Raw genomic sequence first — 16674 nt, 5'->3', positions numbered from 1 at the left:
ATGCTGAACAAATACCCTCTGTGGAAATACATTCTGATCCTGGCGGTGCTGGCGGTCGGTCTGATTTATTCCGCTCCCAATCTGTATCCTGATGACCCGGCCATTCAGATCAGCGGCGCCAGCACGGCTCTGCAAGTCAATCAGGCCGATCTGGATCGCGTCAGTACTGCGCTGAAAGAATCCGGGATCAACGTCAAGGCTTCGAGTCTAGCGGCCAACGGCAAGGGCGGTCTGATCCGTCTGACCAAGGCTGAAGATCAGCTGCCGGCCAAAGACGTTGTACGCAAGGCGCTGGGTGATGACTACGTCGTCGCACTGAACCTGGCTCAGACCACCCCGCAATGGCTGCGCAGCCTCGGCGCGCACCCGATGAAACTGGGTCTGGACTTGTCCGGTGGTGTGCACTTCCTGCTCGAAGTGGACATGGACAAAGCGCTTGATGCACGCCTGAAAGTCTACGAAGGCGACGTCAAGAGCCTGCTGCGCAAAGAGAAACTGCGTTATCGCAGCCTGCCGCAACTGGGCGGTGCCATTCAGTTGGGCTTCAGCGATGAAGATTCCCGCGAACAGGCCCGTGCACTGATCCGCAAGAGCTTCAACGATTTCGACATTGTTCCGGCCGATCTCAACGGTCAACCGGTGCTGCGTCTGGCGATGACCCCGGCCAAGCTGGCGGAAATCCGTGAATACTCCATCAAGCAGAACTTGACCACGGTACGTAACCGCGTCAACGAGCTGGGTGTTGCCGAACCGATCGTCCAGCGTCAGGGTGCCAACCGTATCGTGGTTGAGCTGCCGGGCGTGCAGGACACTGCCGAAGCCAAGCGTATTCTAGGCAAGACGGCCAACCTTGAGTTCCGTCTGGCCGCTGAGCCTGGCGCTTCGAAAGCCACTTCCGAAAGCTTCGAGTTCCGTGAGGGCAACCGTCCTCCGGCACAAATCGAACGTGGTCTGATCATCACCGGTGACCAGGTTACCGACGCCAAGGCCGGTTTCGGCGAGCAGGGCACGCCTGAAGTGAACATCCGTCTGGATGGCCACGGTGGCGAACTGATGAGCCGCGCGACCCGCAGCAACGTCGGTCGCAGCATGGCGGTGATCTTCATCGAGCAGCGTCCGGTGACCACTTACACCAAGCAAATGGTCAACGGCGTCGAGAAAGATGTCGCGGTGCAAACCTTCAAAGAAGAGAAGCGCATCATCAGTCTCGCGACCATCCAGTCGCCGCTGGGTGCTCAGTTCCGCATCACCGGCCTGAACGGTCAGGGCGAATCGTCCGAACTGGCGCTGTTGCTGCGTGCCGGTGGTCTGGCCGCACCGATGTACTTCGCTGAAGAGCGCACCATTGGCCCGAGCCTGGGTGCCGACAACATCACCAAAGGTATCGATGCATCGCTGTGGGGCATGCTGTTTGTCTCGCTGTTCATCATCGCCATCTACCGCTTCTTCGGTGTCATTGCCACGGTCGCGTTGTCGGTGAACATGGTGCTGCTGCTGGCGCTGATGTCGCTGCTGGGTGCAACCCTGACCTTGCCGGGTATCGCCGGTATCGTGCTGACCATGGGTATGGCGGTCGACGCCAACGTGCTGATCTTCTCGCGGATTCGTGAAGAGATCGCCGCCGGCATGACCGTGCAGCGTGCAATCAACGAAGGCTTCGGCCGGGCATTCACCGCGATTCTCGACGCCAACCTGACTACGTTGCTGGTCGGCGGGATTCTCTTTGCGATGGGCACCGGCCCGGTCAAAGGTTTCGCAGTGACCATGTCCCTCGGGATCTTTACCTCGATGTTCACGGCCATCATGGTGACCCGCGCAATGGTCAACCTGATCTTCGGCGGACGTGACTTCAAGAAGTTGTGGATTTAAGGGGCTGCCATGTTACGTACAATCAACTTCATGGGCGTTCGCAACTTCGCGTTCGGCGTCACAGTATTCCTCACCGTGCTGGCCTTGTTCAGTGTCGCCACCAAGGGCATGAACTGGGGTCTGGACTTCACCGGCGGTACGCTCATCGAGCTGACCTACGAGCGTCCGGCCGATGTCACCAAGGTGCGTGAGCAACTGGCAAGTTCGGGTTACAACGAAGCCATCGTGCAGAGCTTCGGTGCGACTACCGATCTGCTGGTGCGTATGCCGGGTGAAGATCCGCAGTTGGGTCATCAGGTGGCGGAAGCGCTGCTGAAAGTCGGCGGCGACAACCCGGCGATGGTCAAGCGTGTCGAGTTCGTCGGGCCGCAGGTCGGTGAAGAACTGCGCGACCAGGGCGGCCTCGGCATGCTGCTGGCGCTCGGTGGCATCCTGATCTACCTGGCTTTCCGCTTTCAGTGGAAATTCGCGGTCGGCGCCATTGTTTCGCTGATCCACGACGTGATCGTGACCATCGGTATCCTGTCGTTCTTCCAGATCACCTTCGACCTGACGGTACTGGCGGCGGTACTGGCGATCATCGGTTACTCGCTGAACGACACCATCGTGGTATTCGACCGGGTGCGTGAGAACTTCCGCGTGCTGCGCAAGGCTACGTTGATCGAGAACATCAATATCTCGACCACCCAGACCCTGTTGCGCACCATGGCGACTTCGATCTCCACCTTGCTGGCGATCGCGGCGCTGCTGTTCTTCGGCGGCGACAACCTGTTCGGCTTCTCCATCGCGCTGTTCATCGGTGTGCTGGCGGGTACTTACTCGTCGATCTACATCGCCAACGTGGTGCTGATCTGGCTGAACCTGACGACCGAAGACCTGATTCCACCGGCTAACACCGAGAAGGAAGTCGACGACCTTCCATAACGGTCGTCGTTTTCCCGGCTATCAGCTAAAAAAGGCGCGAGTTGAACTCGCGCCTTTTTTTATGCTCCAAGGCTGGGAGAAGCGCGGGCGCGTCCCGCATGTGATGGTCAGGAGGTTCATGTGAACAAGTCGTTGCTGGTTGGTGCGGTATTGGGTGCTGTCGGTGTGACTGCCGGGGGTGCTGTTGCCACCTACAGCCTGGTTAAAAGCGGCCCTGAGTATGCGCAAGTGTTGGCCGTTGAGCCGGTGAAGACACAAATCAAGACGCCACGTGAAGTGTGCAAGGATGTAGCAGTGACCCGGCAGGCGCCGGTCAAGGATCAACACCAGATTCTCGGTACCGCAATCGGTGCGGTAGCCGGTGGTTTGCTGGGTAACCAGATTGGCGGCGGCACCGGCAAGAAAATTGCCACGGTGGCCGGTGCGGTCGGTGGCGGTTATGCCGGCAACAAGGTGCAGGAAGGCATGCAGAATCGTGATACCTACACCACCACGCAAACCCGCTGCAATACAGTAAATGACATCAGCGACAAGGTCGTTGGCTACGACGTTCGGTATTCGCTGGATGGCAAGGAAGGCAAAGTGCGCATGGATCGTGATCCGGGCAACCAGATTCCGGTCGACAAGGAAGGCAAACTGGTTCTGTCGCAGAACGAGCCAGCCCAGTGATCTGCTGATCGCTTAAAGAGAAGCACCCTTCGGGGTGCTTTTTTTGTGCCCGAAATATTTTCAGTTGACCGATCTTCTGCTGATTTACCTACCTCGTCTGATTCGCCTGATTTCCGTGTAGGAGCTGCCGCAGGCTGCGATCTTTTGATCTTGATTCTGGCGTCTTAAGATCAAAAGATCGCAGCCTGCGGCAGCTCCTACAGGGGGTGATATTCAAAGGAGCAGGCATAAAAAAAGCACCCCGAAGGGTGCCTTTTGTGTTTCGCGGGAAGCTTAGCGCTTCAGCGAAGGCGGCAGGTGCGGCTGGATCGCCGTCAGAACTGCTTTGAAGCATTTGGTGTTGCCGGCAACGATGTGGCCTTTTTCCAGGAAGTCGTGACCGCCAGTGAAGTCGCTCACCAGGCCGCCGGCCTCTTGAATCAGCAGGGCGCCAGCAGCCATGTCCCATTCGGACAGACCCGATTCCCAGAACGCGTCGAAACGACCGGCAGCCACGTAGGCCAGGTCCAGGCTCGCTGCGCCAGCGCGACGGATGCCGGCAGTCTGACCAACCAGGGCGCGGAACATGCCCAGATAGTTTTCGAGGTTGTCCATCTGGTCATCACGGAACGGGAAGCCAGTACCCAGCAGAGCGCCGTCGAGGCTGGTGCGACCGCTGACGCGCAGACGACGACCGTTCAGTTGAGCGCCGCGACCACGGCTGGCGGTGAATTCTTCCTGGCGAACCGGGTCCAGAACAACAGCGTGTTCCAGGCGACCGCGGTATTTGCAGGCGATGCTGACAGCGAAGTGAGGAATGCCGCGCAGAAAGTTGGTGGTGCCGTCCAGCGGATCGATGATCCACAGGTACTCTTCGCCTTCGATGCCGGTACCGGCGTGCATGCCGGTCTCTTCGCCGCGGATCGAGTGATTCGGGTAAGCCTTGCGCAGCGCGTCAATGATTTTCTGCTCAGCGGCGCGATCCACCTCGGATACGTAATCCTTGGCGTCTTTTTCGTCGACCTTGATGGTATCCAGGCGCTCGATGGAGCGGAAGATCAGTTCACTGGCGCTGCGGGCGGCGCGCAGCGCGATATTCAGCATGGGCTGCATGGATGTGTCACCTAAGGTTGTTAAAGAAAGCCGCGCATTCTATCAGAACTTTTCTTCAGGTGAAGGTTGCTGTTCGCTTTCATAGCTTAACGGTAGGCTGTTCTGTAAGATTTGCTCCCTTTTCCCCAGTCCGAGAGCGCCCGCCGTGCTGCAAAATATTCGTGTCGTCCTGGTCAATACCAGCCATCCCGGCAATATCGGCGGGGCCGCGCGCGCCATGAAGAATATGGGGTTGTCGCGACTGGTACTGGTCGAGCCACGCCTGTTTCCGCACCACGAAGCCGATGCCCGCGCCTCCGGTGCCGGTGACATTCTGGAAAACGCGCAAGTCGTCGCCACCCTCGAAGATGCGCTGGTCGGCTGCAATCTGGTGCTCGGCACCAGTGCCCGTGATCGCCGTATCCCCTGGCCGCTGCTGGATCCGCGCGAGTGCGGGACCAAAGTGGTCGAGGAGGCGGGGCAGGGCGCGGAAATCGCTTTGGTCTTTGGTCGCGAAGATTCCGGCCTGACCAATGACGAGCTGCAGCGATGTCACTTTCACGTACACATTCCCTCCGATCCGGAGTTCAGTTCGCTGAACCTTGGGGCGGCGGTGCAGGTGTTGAGCTATGAAGTGCGCATGGCCTGGCTGGCCGCTCAGGGTCAGCCGAGCAAGGTCGAAAAGGAAGAAGTCGCCTCGGTGAAAAGCGCCGAGCTGGCGACGATGGACGAATTGGAGCGATTCTATGAGCACCTTGAGCAGACGCTCGTGGCCATCGAATTCCTCGACCCTGAAAAACCGCGGCACTTGATGGCGCGCCTGCGCCGGTTGTACGGACGCAGCTCGGTCAGCCGGGCGGAAATGAATATATTGCGTGGCATCCTCACGGAAACCCAGAAAGCGGCCCGTGGTGAGCTTCTTAAGCGGAAGGATTAATGATGTTCGAGCGTTTGCGTGAAGATATCCAGAGCGTATTCCACCGGGACCCGGCGGCGCGTAACGCTTTTGAAGTGCTGACTTGCTACCCCGGCATGCATGCCATCTGGATTCATCGATTGGCCGGTATGCTGTGGCGCAACGAGCTGAAATGGCTGGCGCGACTGGTGTCGAACTTCGGTCGCTGGTTGACCGGGATCGAGATTCATCCGGGAGCGAAGGTCGGTCGGCGTTTCTTTATTGATCACGGCATGGGCATCGTGATCGGTGAAACTGCTGAGATCGGCGATGACGTGACGATTTATCAGGGTGTGACCCTTGGTGGCACTAGCTGGAACAAGGGCAAGCGTCATCCGACTCTCGGCGATGGCGTTGTCGTTGGTGCGGGCGCGAAGGTGCTTGGTCCGTTCACCGTCGGTGCTGGTGCGAAGGTCGGTTCCAATGCGGTGGTGACCAAGGAAGTGCCTCCGGGCGCAACCGTGGTCGGCATTCCGGGGCGGATCATCATCAAGTCCGACGAAGAACAGGACGCCAAGCGCAAGGCAATGGCCGAGAAGATCGGTTTTGACGCCTATGGCGTCAGCGAAGACATGCCTGACCCGGTGGCGCGCGCTATCGGCCAGTTGCTTGATCACCTGCAAGCGGTGGACGGGCGTCTAGAGGGTATGTGCGGCGCGTTGAAAGATCTGGGCAGCAATTACTGTGCGAAAGATCTGCCCGAGCTGCGCGAAGAAGATTTCGCCTGCGTCAAAGGCAAGGACGAAACCAAGACCCACGGATGACCCCCTGTAGGAGCTGCGGCACGCTGCGATCTTTTTATAAGATCAAAAGATCGCAGCCTTCGGCAGCTCCTACACAGGCTCCGGCAAGCGGTGTGCCATTACGCCGCAGACCCTGCTATGATTCGCGCGCTCTTTTGCGGGTAAACCTGACTAAAGTACTAGGTCTTAAAGTTGACTTAAATACTCGGGAATTGCATACTCGCACCCATTCCGAACTCCGTGGTAATTGTCCATGCGACTGACTACAAAAGGCCGATACGCCGTGACAGCCATGCTTGACCTGGCGTTGCACGCGCAGCACGGGCCGGTGTCCCTGGCCGATATCTCCGAGCGCCAAGGCATCTCCCTGTCCTATCTCGAACAGCTTTTCGCCAAGCTGCGCCGCAGTAACCTGGTTTCCAGTGTTCGCGGCCCGGGCGGTGGTTACCAGTTGTCCCGCGACATGCAGGGCATTCAGGTAGCTCAGGTGATCGATGCGGTAAACGAATCGGTCGATGCCACCAAGTGCGGGGGGCAGGGTGATTGCCATTCCGGCGACACTTGCCTGACCCATCATCTGTGGTGCGATCTGAGCCTGCAGATTCACGAGTTTCTCAGCGGTATCAGCTTGGCCGACCTCGTAACTCGCCGTGAGGTACAGGAAGTGGCCCAGCGTCAGGATCAGCGCCATTGCAATGGCAAGGCGCCGCGCCTGGACAAGATTGAAGCGTCCGCCGTCGAATGACAGCCAAAGAGCTAGCGGCACGCCAGCCAGCCTGATTTAGGAGATAGTCCATGAAATTGCCGATTTACCTTGATTACTCAGCGACGACCCCGGTCGATCCGCGCGTTGCGCAAAAAATGAGTGAATGCCTGCTGGTCGACGGAAACTTCGGTAACCCGGCGTCCCGTTCCCACGTGTTCGGCTGGAAAGCTGAAGAGTCCGTTGAAAACGCCCGTCGTCAGGTGGCCGATCTGGTCAACGCCGACCCGCGTGAAATCGTCTGGACCTCCGGTGCTACCGAGTCCAACAACCTGGCAATCAAGGGTGCGGCACATTTCTACGCCTCCAAGGGCAAGCACCTGATCACCACCAAGATTGAGCACAAGGCTGTCCTCGACACCATGCGCCAACTGGAGCGTGAAGGTTTCGAAGTGACTTACCTTGAGCCGCAAACCGATGGCCTGGTTACCCCGGCGATGATCGAAGCGGCACTGCGTGACGACACCATCCTGGTTTCGGCCATGCACGTGAACAACGAAATCGGCACCGTCAACGACATCGCCGCCATCGGCGAGATGCTGCGCGCCAAAGGCATTCTGTTCCATGTCGACGCTGCTCAGTCCACCGGCAAGGTCGACATCGACCTGTCGAAGCTGAAAGTCGACCTGATGTCGTTCTCTGCCCACAAAACTTACGGCCCTAAAGGCATCGGCGCGCTGTACGTCAGCCGCAAGCCGCGTGTGCGCATCGAAGCGACCATGCACGGCGGCGGTCACGAGCGTGGCATGCGTTCCGGCACCCTGGCGACTCACCAGATCGTCGGCATGGGCGAAGCCTTCCGTGTAGCCAAGGAAGACATGGCTGCCGAAAACGTTCGCATCAAAGCCCTGAGTGACCGCTTCTACAAACAGGTCGAGCATCTGGAAGAGCTGTACGTCAACGGCAGCATGACCGCTCGCGTTCCGCACAACCTGAACCTGAGCTTCAACTACGTTGAAGGCGAGTCGCTGATCATGGCGCTCAAGGATCTGGCGGTATCGTCCGGTTCGGCCTGCACCTCAGCTTCGCTCGAGCCTTCGTACGTACTGCGCGCCCTCGGCCGCAACGACGAACTGGCACACAGCTCGATCCGCTTCACCTTCGGCCGTTTCACCACCGAAGAAGAAATCGACTACGCCGCGCAGAAAGTCTGCGAGGCCGTTACCAAGCTGCGCGCTCTGTCGCCGCTGTGGGACATGTACAAAGACGGTGTCGACATTTCGAAAATCGAGTGGGCGGCACACTGATTTCAAGTCGCCGCGAACCAGCCCTGCGGACTTCGGTTGCGGGGCCCAAAGAGCGACTCTCTGATGAGTGAGGAATAAGCATCATGGCTTACAGCGAAAAGGTCATCGACCACTACGAAAACCCGCGTAACGTCGGCAAGATGGACGCCGAAGACCCGGATGTCGGCACTGGCATGGTCGGCGCACCAGCGTGCGGCGACGTGATGCGTCTGCAAATCAAGGTCAACGACCAGGGCGTTATCGAAGACGCCAAGTTCAAGACCTACGGTTGCGGTTCGGCCATTGCTTCCAGCTCCCTCGCCACCGAGTGGATGAAGGGCAAGACCCTGGACGAAGCCGAAACCATCAAGAACACTCAGCTGGCCGAAGAACTGGCCCTGCCGCCAGTGAAAATTCACTGCTCGGTTCTCGCTGAAGACGCTATCAAAGCGGCCGTTCGCGATTACAAGCAGAAGAAAGGCTTGATCTGAATTCCAGGATTTGGCGACGAGTAAGGAGTCACCGATGGCTATCAGCATGACAGAAGCGGCTGCTCGACACGTGCGACGCTCCCTTGACGGGCGCGGCAAAGGTGAAGGGATTCGTCTGGGGGTTCGTACCACAGGCTGTTCCGGCCTTGCCTACGTGCTGGAGTTTGTCGACGAGGTGGTCGAAGAGGATCAGGTGTTCGAAAGTCACGGCGAGAAAGTGATCATCGACCCGAAAAGCCTCACCTACCTGGACGGCACCGAGCTCGATTTCGTCAAGGAAGGGTTGAACGAAGGCTTCAAGTTCAACAATCCCAACGTACGCGGTGAATGTGGCTGCGGCGAAAGCTTCAACATCTGAGGCTTGTCGTGGGTATTCCTTGTCATTTCGCTTTATTCGAGCTGCAACCGAGTTTCCGTCTGGATCTCGAGCAGTTGGCCACGCGCTATCGTGAGTTGGCGCGCGGTGTTCATCCTGACCGTTTTGCCGACGCTTCCGAGCGTGAGCAGCGGTTGGCGCTCGAGCAGTCTGCACGACTGAACGAGGCCTATCAGACGCTCAAGAGTTCGCCCCAGCGCGCGCGTTACCTGCTCGCCATGGGCGGTCGTGAGTTGCCGCTGGAGGTCACGGTGCATGATCCGGAGTTTTTGCTGCAACAGATGGAGTTGCGCGAAGAACTCGAAGATCTGCAGGACAGCGCCGATCTGGACGGTGTCGCGGCGTTCAAGCGTCGTCTGAAAACCGCTCAGGATCAGTTGAGCGACAGTTTCGCAGCCTGTTGGGATGATGCGGCGCAACGCGAACAGGCCGAACGCCTGATGCGGCGCATGCAGTTCCTCGACAAGCTGTCCTACGAAGTGCGCCAGTTAGAAGAGCGCCTCGACGATTAACCCAGTGCCGCTCCGGTCGCACGCCTGATATACAGATAAGTCCTGATCACGATGGCCCTACTGCAGATCGCCGAACCCGGCCAAAGTCCTCAACCGCACCAGCGTCGTCTGGCTGTGGGGATCGACTTGGGCACTACCAATTCGCTGGTCGCTGCGTTGCGCAGTGGTCTTTCCGAGCCGCTGGCCGACGCTGACGGGCAGGTCATCCTGCCGTCCGCTGTGCGTTATCACGCCGATCGCGTCGAAGTCGGCGAGTCGGCCAAACTGGCCGCATCCTCCGATCCTTTGAATACCGTGCTGTCGGTCAAGCGCTTGATGGGTCGTGGTCTGTCCGACGTCAAGCAATTGGGCGATCAGCTGCCGTATCGCTTCATTGGCGGCGAGTCGCACATGCCGTTCATCGAAACGGTTCAGGGGCCGAAAAGCCCGGTCGAAGTTTCCGCCGACATCCTCAAAGTGCTGCGTCAGCGCGCTGAAGAAGCGCTCGGCGGCGAACTGGTTGGTGCGGTGATTACCGTTCCAGCCTACTTTGATGATGCTCAGCGCCAGGCGACCAAGGATGCGGCGAAGCTCGCCGGTCTTAACGTACTGCGCTTGCTCAACGAGCCGACTGCTGCGGCGGTTGCCTACGGTCTGGATCAACACGCCGAAGGCCTGGTCGCCATTTATGACTTGGGTGGCGGTACCTTTGATATTTCGATTCTGCGCCTGACCGGCGGCGTCTTCGAAGTGCTGGCCACCGGCGGCGACACCGCGCTGGGCGGCGATGACTTCGACCACGCAATTGCTGGCTGGATCATCGAGAGCGCCGGTTTGTCCGCCGACCTCGATCCGGGCGCGCAGCGCAGCCTGCTGCAAACCGCTTGCGCGGCCAAAGAAGCGCTGACCGATACCAATAGTGTTGAAGTCGCCTACGGTGACTGGAAAGCTGCTCTGACACGCGAAGCCTTCGATGCGCTGATCGAGCCTATGGTCGCTCGCAGCCTGAAAGCCTGCCGTCGCGCCGTGCGTGATTCCGGTATTGAGCTGGAAGACGTGCATGCCGTGGTCATGGTTGGCGGTTCTACTCGCGTGCCGCGTGTTCGCGAAGCAGTCGCCCAAGCCTTCGGCCGTGAGCCGCTGACTGAGATCGACCCGGATCAAGTGGTGGCCATCGGTGCCGCGATCCAGGCTGATACGTTGGCTGGCAACAAGCGCGATGGCGGCGAACTGCTGCTGCTCGACGTGATTCCGTTGTCCCTGGGGCTGGAAACCATGGGCGGTCTGATGGAGAAGGTGATTCCGCGCAACACCACCATCCCCGTCGCTCGTGCTCAGGATTTCACTACTTATAAAGATGGCCAGTCGGCCATGGCGATCCATGTGTTGCAGGGCGAGCGCGAGCTGATCAGCGATTGCCGCTCGCTGGCACGCTTCGAATTGCGCGGCATTCCGGCGATGGTTGCCGGTGCGGCGAAGATTCGCGTGACCTTCCAGGTCGATGCCGACGGTCTGCTCAGCGTATCTGCGCGTGAACTCGGTTCGGGCGTGGAGGCAAGCATTCAGGTCAAGCCGTCTTACGGTCTGACCGACGGCGAAATCGCCAAGATGCTCAAGGATTCGTTCCAGCACGCCAATGACGACAAAGTCGCCCGCGTCCTGCGTGAGCAGCAGGTCGACGCTCAGCGTCTGATCGAAGCCGTGCAGGCTGCACTTGAGGTTGATGGCGAGCGCTTGCTCGACGCCGAAGAGCGCATGGTCATCGACATGCAGGTGCAGGAACTGACCGAACTGATGAAAGGCACCGATGGTTACGCCATCGAGCAGCAGACCAAGCGTCTGTCGCAAGTGACCGATGCTTTTGCTGCCCGCCGCATGGATTTGACGGTGAAAGCCGCTCTGTCGGGGCGCAACCTAGATGAAATCGAGGATATCTGATGCCGCAGGTCATTTTTCTGCCCCACGAGAAGTTCTGCCCTGAAGGCATGGTTGTAGACGCTGCGCCCGGCACGTCGATCCTCGAACTGGCTCACGAACACCATATCGAGATGGAAAGCGCCTGCGGCGGCGTCTGCGCTTGCACTACTTGTCACTGCATCATCCGCGAGGGTTTTGACTCGATGGAGGAGGCTGACGAGCTGGAAGAAGACTTCCTCGATCGCGCCTGGGGTCTGGAAGCGCAATCGCGTCTGGCCTGTCAGGCTATCGTTGGTGAAGAAGACATCACCGTCGAGATTCCGAAGTACTCGCTCAACCACGCCGCCGAAGCGCCGCACTGATTGGTACTACTGTCATGAGTTATGGTTGGAATGATGTTCAACGCATTGCAGAAGAATTGGCCGAAACCAAGCCGGATGTGAATCCACTTTCTGTCAATTTCGTCGACTTGCAGCGATGGATCATGGAACTTCCCGATTTCGACAACACCTCGGGCCGTTGTGGCGAGAAGGTGTTGGAAGCGGTTCAGACGCTCTGGATCGAAGAAGCAGACTGATCGTCCTCGCAGGTTAGGCAATACCCAAGAACCCGCGTATAATTCGCGGGTTTAATTTTTCACAAATTACCGTTTCTGGAGTTACACCATGGCTGTTCAACGTACTTTCTCCATCATCAAGCCTGACGCTGTTGCAAAAAACGTCATCGGCGAGATCACCACTCGTTTCGAAAAAGCAGGCCTGCGCGTTGTAGCTTCGAAACTGAAGCAACTGTCCAAAGCTGAAGCTGAAGGCTTCTACGCTGAGCACAGCGCTCGTGGTTTCTTCGGCGACCTGGTTGCTTTCATGATCTCCGGCCCTGTTGTTGTTCAGGTTCTGGAAGGCGAAAACGCTATCGCTCTGAACCGTGAGCTGATGGGCGCTACCAACCCTAAAGAAGCTGCTGCCGGCACCATCCGTGCTGACTTCGCTGATTCCATCGACGCCAACGCTGTGCACGGTTCGGACTCCGAAGCCGCTGCTGCGCGTGAAATCTCGTACTTCTTCGCAGCTACTGAAGTAACCACTCGCTAAGCATTGGCTTAAGAGTGAAGGTGAATCCATGACTACATCGACTGTAAAAACCAACCTGCTGGGTCTCACTCAACAGGAAATGGAAAAATTCTTCGACTCAATCGGGGAGAAGCGTTTCCGTGCCGGTCAGGTAATGAAATGGATTCACCACTTTGGCGTCGATGATTTCGACGCCATGACGAACGTCAGCAAGGCCTTGCGCGACAAGCTCAAGACCATTGCTGAGGTCCGTGGTCCGGAAGTTGTCAGCGAGGACATCTCCACCGACGGCACCCGTAAGTGGGTGGTGCGTGTGGCGTCCGGCAGCTGCGTCGAGACCGTGTACATTCCCCAAGGCAAACGCGGCACTCTGTGCGTTTCGTCCCAGGCAGGCTGTGCCCTGGATTGCAGTTTCTGCTCCACCGGCAAGCAAGGCTTCAATAGCAACCTCACCGCCGCCGAAGTCATCGGTCAGGTGTGGATTGCCAACAAATCTTTCGGCAGCGTCCCGGCAACCGTCGACCGTGCCATCACCAACGTGGTGATGATGGGCATGGGTGAGCCGCTGCTGAACTTCGATAACGTCGTGGCCGCCATGCATCTGATGATGGATGACCTCGGTTACGGGATCTCCAAGCGCCGCGTGACCCTGTCCACTTCGGGCGTGGTGCCGATGATCGATGAGCTGTCCAAGCACATCGACGTGTCCCTGGCGTTGTCGCTGCACGCACCAAATGACGCATTGCGTAACCAATTGGTGCCGATCAACAAGAAATATCCGCTTAAGATGCTGCTCGAGTCGTGCCAGCGCTACATGTCGTCTCTGGGCGAAAAACGCGTGCTGACCGTCGAGTACACCTTGCTCAAAGACATCAACGACAAAGTCGAACATGCCGTTGAGATGATCGAGTTGCTCAAGAACACTCCGTGCAAGATCAACCTGATTCCGTTCAACCCGTTCCCGCATTCCGGGTACGAGCGGCCGAGCAACAATGCCATCCGCCGGTTCCAGGATCAGCTGCATCAGGCAGGCTACAACGTCACTGTGCGCACCACTCGTGGTGAAGACATCGACGCTGCTTGCGGACAATTGGTAGGGCAGGTGCTGGATCGCACCCGCCGCAGCGAACGTTACATTGCCGTGCGTGAATTGAACGCTGATGGCGATCTGGCGCAGAACGCCGCGAATACAAACTAAGAGAGGATCTCTATGTCCCTGCGCTTTGCGCTGCTGTTGCTGTTGGCCAGCCTGAGTGCTGGCTGTGTCCTGTCGGGCGATTACAACCCGATGAAGACCAGCAAGGGCCGCGATGAAGCGCGGGCTGCCTACGTGCAGTTGGGTCTGGGGTATTTGCAGCAGGGCATGACCGAGCGCGCGAAAGTGCCGCTGAAGAAAGCCCTCGATCTGGACAGCTCGGATCCTGATGCGAATGCCGCGCTTGGCCTGGTATTCCAGGCCGAGATGGAGCCTGCACTGGCCGATGAGCATTTCCGCAAGGCCTTGTCTTCGCGTCCCGCCGATGCCCGCACCCTCAACAATTACGGCAGTTTTCTCTACGAAGAACAGCGTTACAAGGAAGCCTACGAGCGTTTTGAACAGGCTGCCGCCGATACCCTGTATCCTGAGCGCTCGCGTGTGTTCGAGAACCTCGGTATGACGGCGGCAAAGCTCGGTCAGCGCGATTTGGCGCAGCAGCAACTGGAAAAGGCGTTGCGCTTGAATCGTCAACAACCACGCGCATTGCTGGAAATGGCTGAGTTGTCATTCGAAGACAGGCATTATGTGCCCGCGCGTGACTATTACGACCGTTTCAGCCTGCTTGCCGAGCAAAATGCACGTAGTCTGTTGCTCGCCGTTCGGTTGGCGAAAGTATTTGAAGATCGCGACAAGGCCGCCAGTGCGGGCCTGCAATTAAAACGACTCTATCCCGGTACGCCGGAATATCAGCAATACCTGTCGGAGCAATGATGAAAGCGGCGCATCCCGAAGTTGTAGCAGCGAATCGCGTTAACCCCGGTGAGACCTTGCGCCAGGCCCGCGAAAGCAATGGCTGGTCGCTGGCCGAAGTGGCCCTCAAGCTCAACCTCACCGTGACCTCCCTGAGCAATCTTGAAGCCGGCGCGTTCGACAAGCTGCCGGGGCATACCTTTGCTCGCGGCTATATTCGCGCCTATGCCAAGTTGCTCGGCATGGACCAGACCGCTTTGGTCCAGCAATTCGACCAGTCCACCGGCACCGATTCCCAGGGCAGCAATGTGCACGCCCTCGGTCGTATCGAAGAGCCCGTGCGCGTTTCCCATACTATTTTGCGTATCGTCAGCCTGCTGTTGCTGATCGCGGTCATCGGCGGCGGTTTCGTCTGGTGGCAGGATCAGACTTCGCAGCGCACCAAGGATTTGACCACGCTGGCGCCTGAACACGTCGAAGTCGAAGGCGCTGACGGCACCACGCAGATTCATCCGCTGGACGAGCCGGAAGACCAGGCTGTCGAGCAAGCGCAGGCCGAGGGCTCGACCGCTCTGGCACTGCCGCAATCGGAAACGGCTGCTGACGAATCGACCACCGCTGAAGCGCCTGTACCAACGACCACGCCGACAGCTCCGGTTGTGGCGCCTGTCGCACCGGTGCACACGCCAGCGCCGGTTGTTGCAACGCCAGCTCCAGCTGTTCCAGCTACACCAGCGCCAACCGTCACTGCTCCAGTTGCTGCGGCTCCTGCTGCTGCGCCGACCGCTGCGGTCGCCGGCCAAGGTCAGGTGCAAGTGCAGTTCGTTGCCGATTGCTGGACTCAGGTCAGCGATGGCAGTGGCAAGGTTCTGTTCAGTGGTCTGAAGCGCAAGGGCGACAGTCTCGCCGTTGCCGGCAAGCCACCGTTTGCCGTACGTCTGGGTTATGCCCGTGGCGCGCAGATCAGCTACAACGGCCAGCCGGTCGACATCGCTCCGTTCACCAGTGGCGAGACCGCTCGCCTGAAGTTGGGTCAATAAGTCATGCACGGCGAATCTCCAATCAAACGTCGCGTTTCGCGCAAGATCTGGGTCGGTAACGTACCGGTCGGCGGCGATGCGCCTATCGCTGTGCAGAGCATGACCAACAGCGACACCAATGACGTCGCCGCTACCGTTGCGCAGATCAATCGTCTGGAAGCTGCCGGCGTCGACATCGTGCGTATTTCGGTGCCGGACATGGACGCTGCCGAAGCGTTCGGCAAGATCAAACAACTGGTCAAGGTGCCGCTGGTTGCCGATATCCACTTCGACTACAAGATCGCTTTGCGCGTAGCCGAACTGGGTGTCGATTGCCTGCGTATCAACCCCGGCAACATTGGTCGCGAAGACCGTGTGCGCGCCGTGGTCGATGCCGCCCGTGATCGCGGGATTCCAATCCGCATCGGCGTCAACGCCGGTTCGCTGGAAAAAGACCTGCAAAAGAAATACGGCGAGCCGACCCCGGCCGCGCTGGTTGAATCGGCCCTGCGCCACGTCGAGCACCTGGAACGCCTGAATTTTCAGGACTTCAAGGTCAGCGTGAAGGCCTCCGACGTGTTCATGGCCGTCGAAGCCTACCGTTTGCTGGCCAAGGAAATCGTCCAGCCGCTGCACCTGGGTATCACTGAAGCCGGTGGATTGCGTTCAGGCACAGTGAAATCTGCCGTGGGCCTCGGTATGCTGCTCGCCGAAGGGATTGGCGATACTATCCGCATCTCGCTGGCGGCCGATCCGGTCGAGGAAGTGAAGGTCGGTTACGACATTCTCAAGTCTTTGCATCTGCGTTCCCGTGGCATCAACTTCATCGCCTGCCCGAGCTGCTCGCGGCAGAACTTCGATGTGGTGAAAACCATGAACGAGCTGGAAGGGCGCCTTGAAGACCTGCTGGTCCCGCTGGATGTCGCGGTGATCGGTTGTGTGGTCAACGGCCCCGGCGAAGCCAAGGAAGCGCATATCGGCTTGACTGGCGGTACCCCGAACCTGATTTACATCGACGGCAAGCCGGCGCAGAAACTGACGAATGACAATCTGGTAGATGAGCTTGAACGCTTGATCCGCCAGAAAGCGGCCGAGAAGGTCGAAGCTGACGCAGCGGTTATCGCGCGCGGCTGAGCCAACTG

19 protein-coding genes are annotated in these 16674 nt (G+C 58.7%); 18 read left to right on the top strand and 1 reads right to left on the bottom strand.

Features of this window, described 5'->3' with window-relative positions:
* The 3 genes from secD to ACOI8A_RS08195 all read left to right on the top strand — a co-directional run bounded on the left by secD (position 1) and on the right by ACOI8A_RS08195 (position 3462).
* A complete protein-coding gene (secD, locus tag ACOI8A_RS08205; protein ID WP_420650558.1) occupies positions 1-1869 on the top strand; it encodes a protein translocase subunit SecD in 1869 nt (622 codons plus the stop codon).
* 9 nt (positions 1870-1878) lie between these two features.
* A complete protein-coding gene (gene secF / locus ACOI8A_RS08200) occupies positions 1879-2793 on the top strand; it encodes a protein translocase subunit SecF (protein WP_420650559.1) in 915 nt (304 codons plus the stop codon).
* A gap of 120 nt (positions 2794-2913) precedes the next feature.
* Complete coding sequence (locus tag ACOI8A_RS08195; RefSeq protein ID WP_420650560.1) at positions 2914-3462, top strand: glycine zipper 2TM domain-containing protein; 549 nt, start codon at positions 2914-2916, stop codon at positions 3460-3462.
* A gap of 273 nt (positions 3463-3735) precedes the next feature.
* Here the strand turns inward: ACOI8A_RS08195 and suhB are convergent, their stop codons facing one another.
* Entirely contained in the window at positions 3736-4554 is an 819-nt protein-coding gene (gene suhB, locus ACOI8A_RS08190; protein WP_420650561.1) for an inositol-phosphate phosphatase, read from the bottom strand.
* 145 nt (positions 4555-4699) lie between these two features.
* Here suhB and trmJ point away from each other — a divergent pair, with 145 nt between their 5' ends.
* The 15 genes from trmJ (at position 4700) to ispG (ending at position 16666) form a co-directional block, all read left to right on the top strand.
* The gene (gene trmJ / locus ACOI8A_RS08185) at positions 4700-5470 is read left to right on the top strand and encodes a tRNA (cytosine(32)/uridine(32)-2'-O)-methyltransferase TrmJ (RefSeq protein WP_277759169.1); all 771 of its coding nucleotides are present in this window, start codon (positions 4700-4702) and stop codon (positions 5468-5470) included.
* 2 nt (positions 5471-5472) lie between these two features.
* Entirely contained in the window at positions 5473-6252 is a 780-nt protein-coding gene (cysE, locus tag ACOI8A_RS08180; RefSeq protein WP_420650562.1) for a serine O-acetyltransferase, read from the top strand.
* A 232-nt stretch (positions 6253-6484) separates the two neighbouring features.
* Positions 6485-6976, top strand: a complete 492-nt coding sequence (gene iscR, locus ACOI8A_RS08175) for a Fe-S cluster assembly transcriptional regulator IscR (RefSeq protein WP_420650563.1) — start codon at positions 6485-6487, stop codon at positions 6974-6976.
* Between the two features lie 50 nt (positions 6977-7026).
* Positions 7027-8241, top strand: a complete 1215-nt coding sequence (locus ACOI8A_RS08170) for an IscS subfamily cysteine desulfurase (RefSeq protein ID WP_420650564.1) — start codon at positions 7027-7029, stop codon at positions 8239-8241.
* 83 nt (positions 8242-8324) lie between these two features.
* The gene (gene iscU, locus ACOI8A_RS08165) at positions 8325-8711 is read left to right on the top strand and encodes a Fe-S cluster assembly scaffold IscU (RefSeq protein ID WP_064589074.1); all 387 of its coding nucleotides are present in this window, start codon (positions 8325-8327) and stop codon (positions 8709-8711) included.
* Between the two features lie 34 nt (positions 8712-8745).
* On the top strand, positions 8746-9069 hold the full coding sequence (gene iscA / locus ACOI8A_RS08160; RefSeq protein ID WP_048722793.1) for an iron-sulfur cluster assembly protein IscA: 324 nt from the start codon (positions 8746-8748) through the stop codon (positions 9067-9069).
* 8 nt (positions 9070-9077) lie between these two features.
* A complete protein-coding gene (gene hscB, locus ACOI8A_RS08155) occupies positions 9078-9599 on the top strand; it encodes a co-chaperone HscB (RefSeq protein ID WP_420650565.1) in 522 nt (173 codons plus the stop codon).
* Positions 9600-9650: 51 nt separating this feature from the next.
* Positions 9651-11516 carry a Fe-S protein assembly chaperone HscA gene (gene hscA / locus ACOI8A_RS08150; RefSeq protein WP_420651215.1) on the top strand — a complete coding sequence of 622 codons (1866 nt, stop codon included), beginning with the start codon at positions 9651-9653 and terminating at the stop codon, positions 11514-11516.
* Positions 11516-11857, top strand: coding sequence for an ISC system 2Fe-2S type ferredoxin (fdx, locus tag ACOI8A_RS08145; RefSeq protein ID WP_064392064.1), 342 nt, complete (start codon positions 11516-11518; stop codon positions 11855-11857). Before hscA ends, fdx begins: the two co-directional genes overlap by 1 nt.
* 14 nt (positions 11858-11871) lie before the next feature.
* On the top strand, positions 11872-12072 hold the full coding sequence (iscX, locus tag ACOI8A_RS08140) for a Fe-S cluster assembly protein IscX (protein WP_420650567.1): 201 nt from the start codon (positions 11872-11874) through the stop codon (positions 12070-12072).
* Between the two features lie 88 nt (positions 12073-12160).
* On the top strand, positions 12161-12586 hold the full coding sequence (gene ndk, locus ACOI8A_RS08135) for a nucleoside-diphosphate kinase (protein ID WP_007916882.1): 426 nt from the start codon (positions 12161-12163) through the stop codon (positions 12584-12586).
* A 28-nt stretch (positions 12587-12614) separates the two neighbouring features.
* Positions 12615-13763: a 23S rRNA (adenine(2503)-C(2))-methyltransferase RlmN gene (gene rlmN, locus ACOI8A_RS08130; RefSeq protein WP_420650568.1), complete on the top strand. Its 1149-nt coding sequence runs from the start codon at positions 12615-12617 to the stop codon at positions 13761-13763.
* Between the two features lie 12 nt (positions 13764-13775).
* Positions 13776-14534 carry a type IV pilus biogenesis/stability protein PilW gene (pilW, locus tag ACOI8A_RS08125; RefSeq protein WP_420650569.1) on the top strand — a complete coding sequence of 253 codons (759 nt, stop codon included), beginning with the start codon at positions 13776-13778 and terminating at the stop codon, positions 14532-14534.
* Positions 14534-15553, top strand: a complete 1020-nt coding sequence (locus tag ACOI8A_RS08120; protein WP_420650570.1) for a RodZ domain-containing protein — start codon at positions 14534-14536, stop codon at positions 15551-15553. Before pilW ends, ACOI8A_RS08120 begins: the two co-directional genes overlap by 1 nt.
* A 3-nt stretch (positions 15554-15556) precedes the next feature.
* Positions 15557-16666, top strand: coding sequence for a flavodoxin-dependent (E)-4-hydroxy-3-methylbut-2-enyl-diphosphate synthase (gene ispG, locus ACOI8A_RS08115; protein ID WP_420650571.1), 1110 nt, complete (start codon positions 15557-15559; stop codon positions 16664-16666).
* Positions 16667-16674 lie beyond the last annotated feature (8 nt).

This window comes from Pseudomonas sp. P4795, assembly GCF_048822895.1.
Classification (GTDB): domain Bacteria; phylum Pseudomonadota; class Gammaproteobacteria; order Pseudomonadales; family Pseudomonadaceae; genus Aquipseudomonas.
This window is presented reverse-complemented; position numbering and strand designations above follow the sequence as displayed.

Bases quoted from the DNA above. Each gene is read 5' to 3' on its own strand.
- secD (WP_420650558.1), top strand. From the start codon at position 1: ATGCTGAACAAATACCCTCTGTGGAAATACATTCTGATCCTGGCGGTG.
- secF (WP_420650559.1), top strand. From the start codon at position 1,879: ATGTTACGTACAATCAACTTCATGGGCGTTCGCAACTTCGCGTTCGGC.
- suhB (WP_420650561.1), bottom strand. From the start codon at position 4,554: ATGCAGCCCATGCTGAATATCGCGCTGCGCGCCGCCCGCAGCGCCAGT.
- cysE (WP_420650562.1), top strand. From the start codon at position 5,473: ATGTTCGAGCGTTTGCGTGAAGATATCCAGAGCGTATTCCACCGGGAC.
- iscR (WP_420650563.1), top strand. From the start codon at position 6,485: ATGCGACTGACTACAAAAGGCCGATACGCCGTGACAGCCATGCTTGAC.
- ACOI8A_RS08170 (WP_420650564.1), top strand. From the start codon at position 7,027: ATGAAATTGCCGATTTACCTTGATTACTCAGCGACGACCCCGGTCGAT.
- iscU (WP_064589074.1), top strand. From the start codon at position 8,325: ATGGCTTACAGCGAAAAGGTCATCGACCACTACGAAAACCCGCGTAAC.
- iscA (WP_048722793.1), top strand. From the start codon at position 8,746: ATGGCTATCAGCATGACAGAAGCGGCTGCTCGACACGTGCGACGCTCC.
- hscA (WP_420651215.1), top strand. From the start codon at position 9,651: ATGGCCCTACTGCAGATCGCCGAACCCGGCCAAAGTCCTCAACCGCAC.
- fdx (WP_064392064.1), top strand. From the start codon at position 11,516: ATGCCGCAGGTCATTTTTCTGCCCCACGAGAAGTTCTGCCCTGAAGGC.
- iscX (WP_420650567.1), top strand. From the start codon at position 11,872: ATGAGTTATGGTTGGAATGATGTTCAACGCATTGCAGAAGAATTGGCC.
- ndk (WP_007916882.1), top strand. From the start codon at position 12,161: ATGGCTGTTCAACGTACTTTCTCCATCATCAAGCCTGACGCTGTTGCA.
- rlmN (WP_420650568.1), top strand. From the start codon at position 12,615: ATGACTACATCGACTGTAAAAACCAACCTGCTGGGTCTCACTCAACAG.
- pilW (WP_420650569.1), top strand. From the start codon at position 13,776: ATGTCCCTGCGCTTTGCGCTGCTGTTGCTGTTGGCCAGCCTGAGTGCT.
- ACOI8A_RS08120 (WP_420650570.1), top strand. From the start codon at position 14,534: ATGAAAGCGGCGCATCCCGAAGTTGTAGCAGCGAATCGCGTTAACCCC.
- ispG (WP_420650571.1), top strand. From the start codon at position 15,557: ATGCACGGCGAATCTCCAATCAAACGTCGCGTTTCGCGCAAGATCTGG.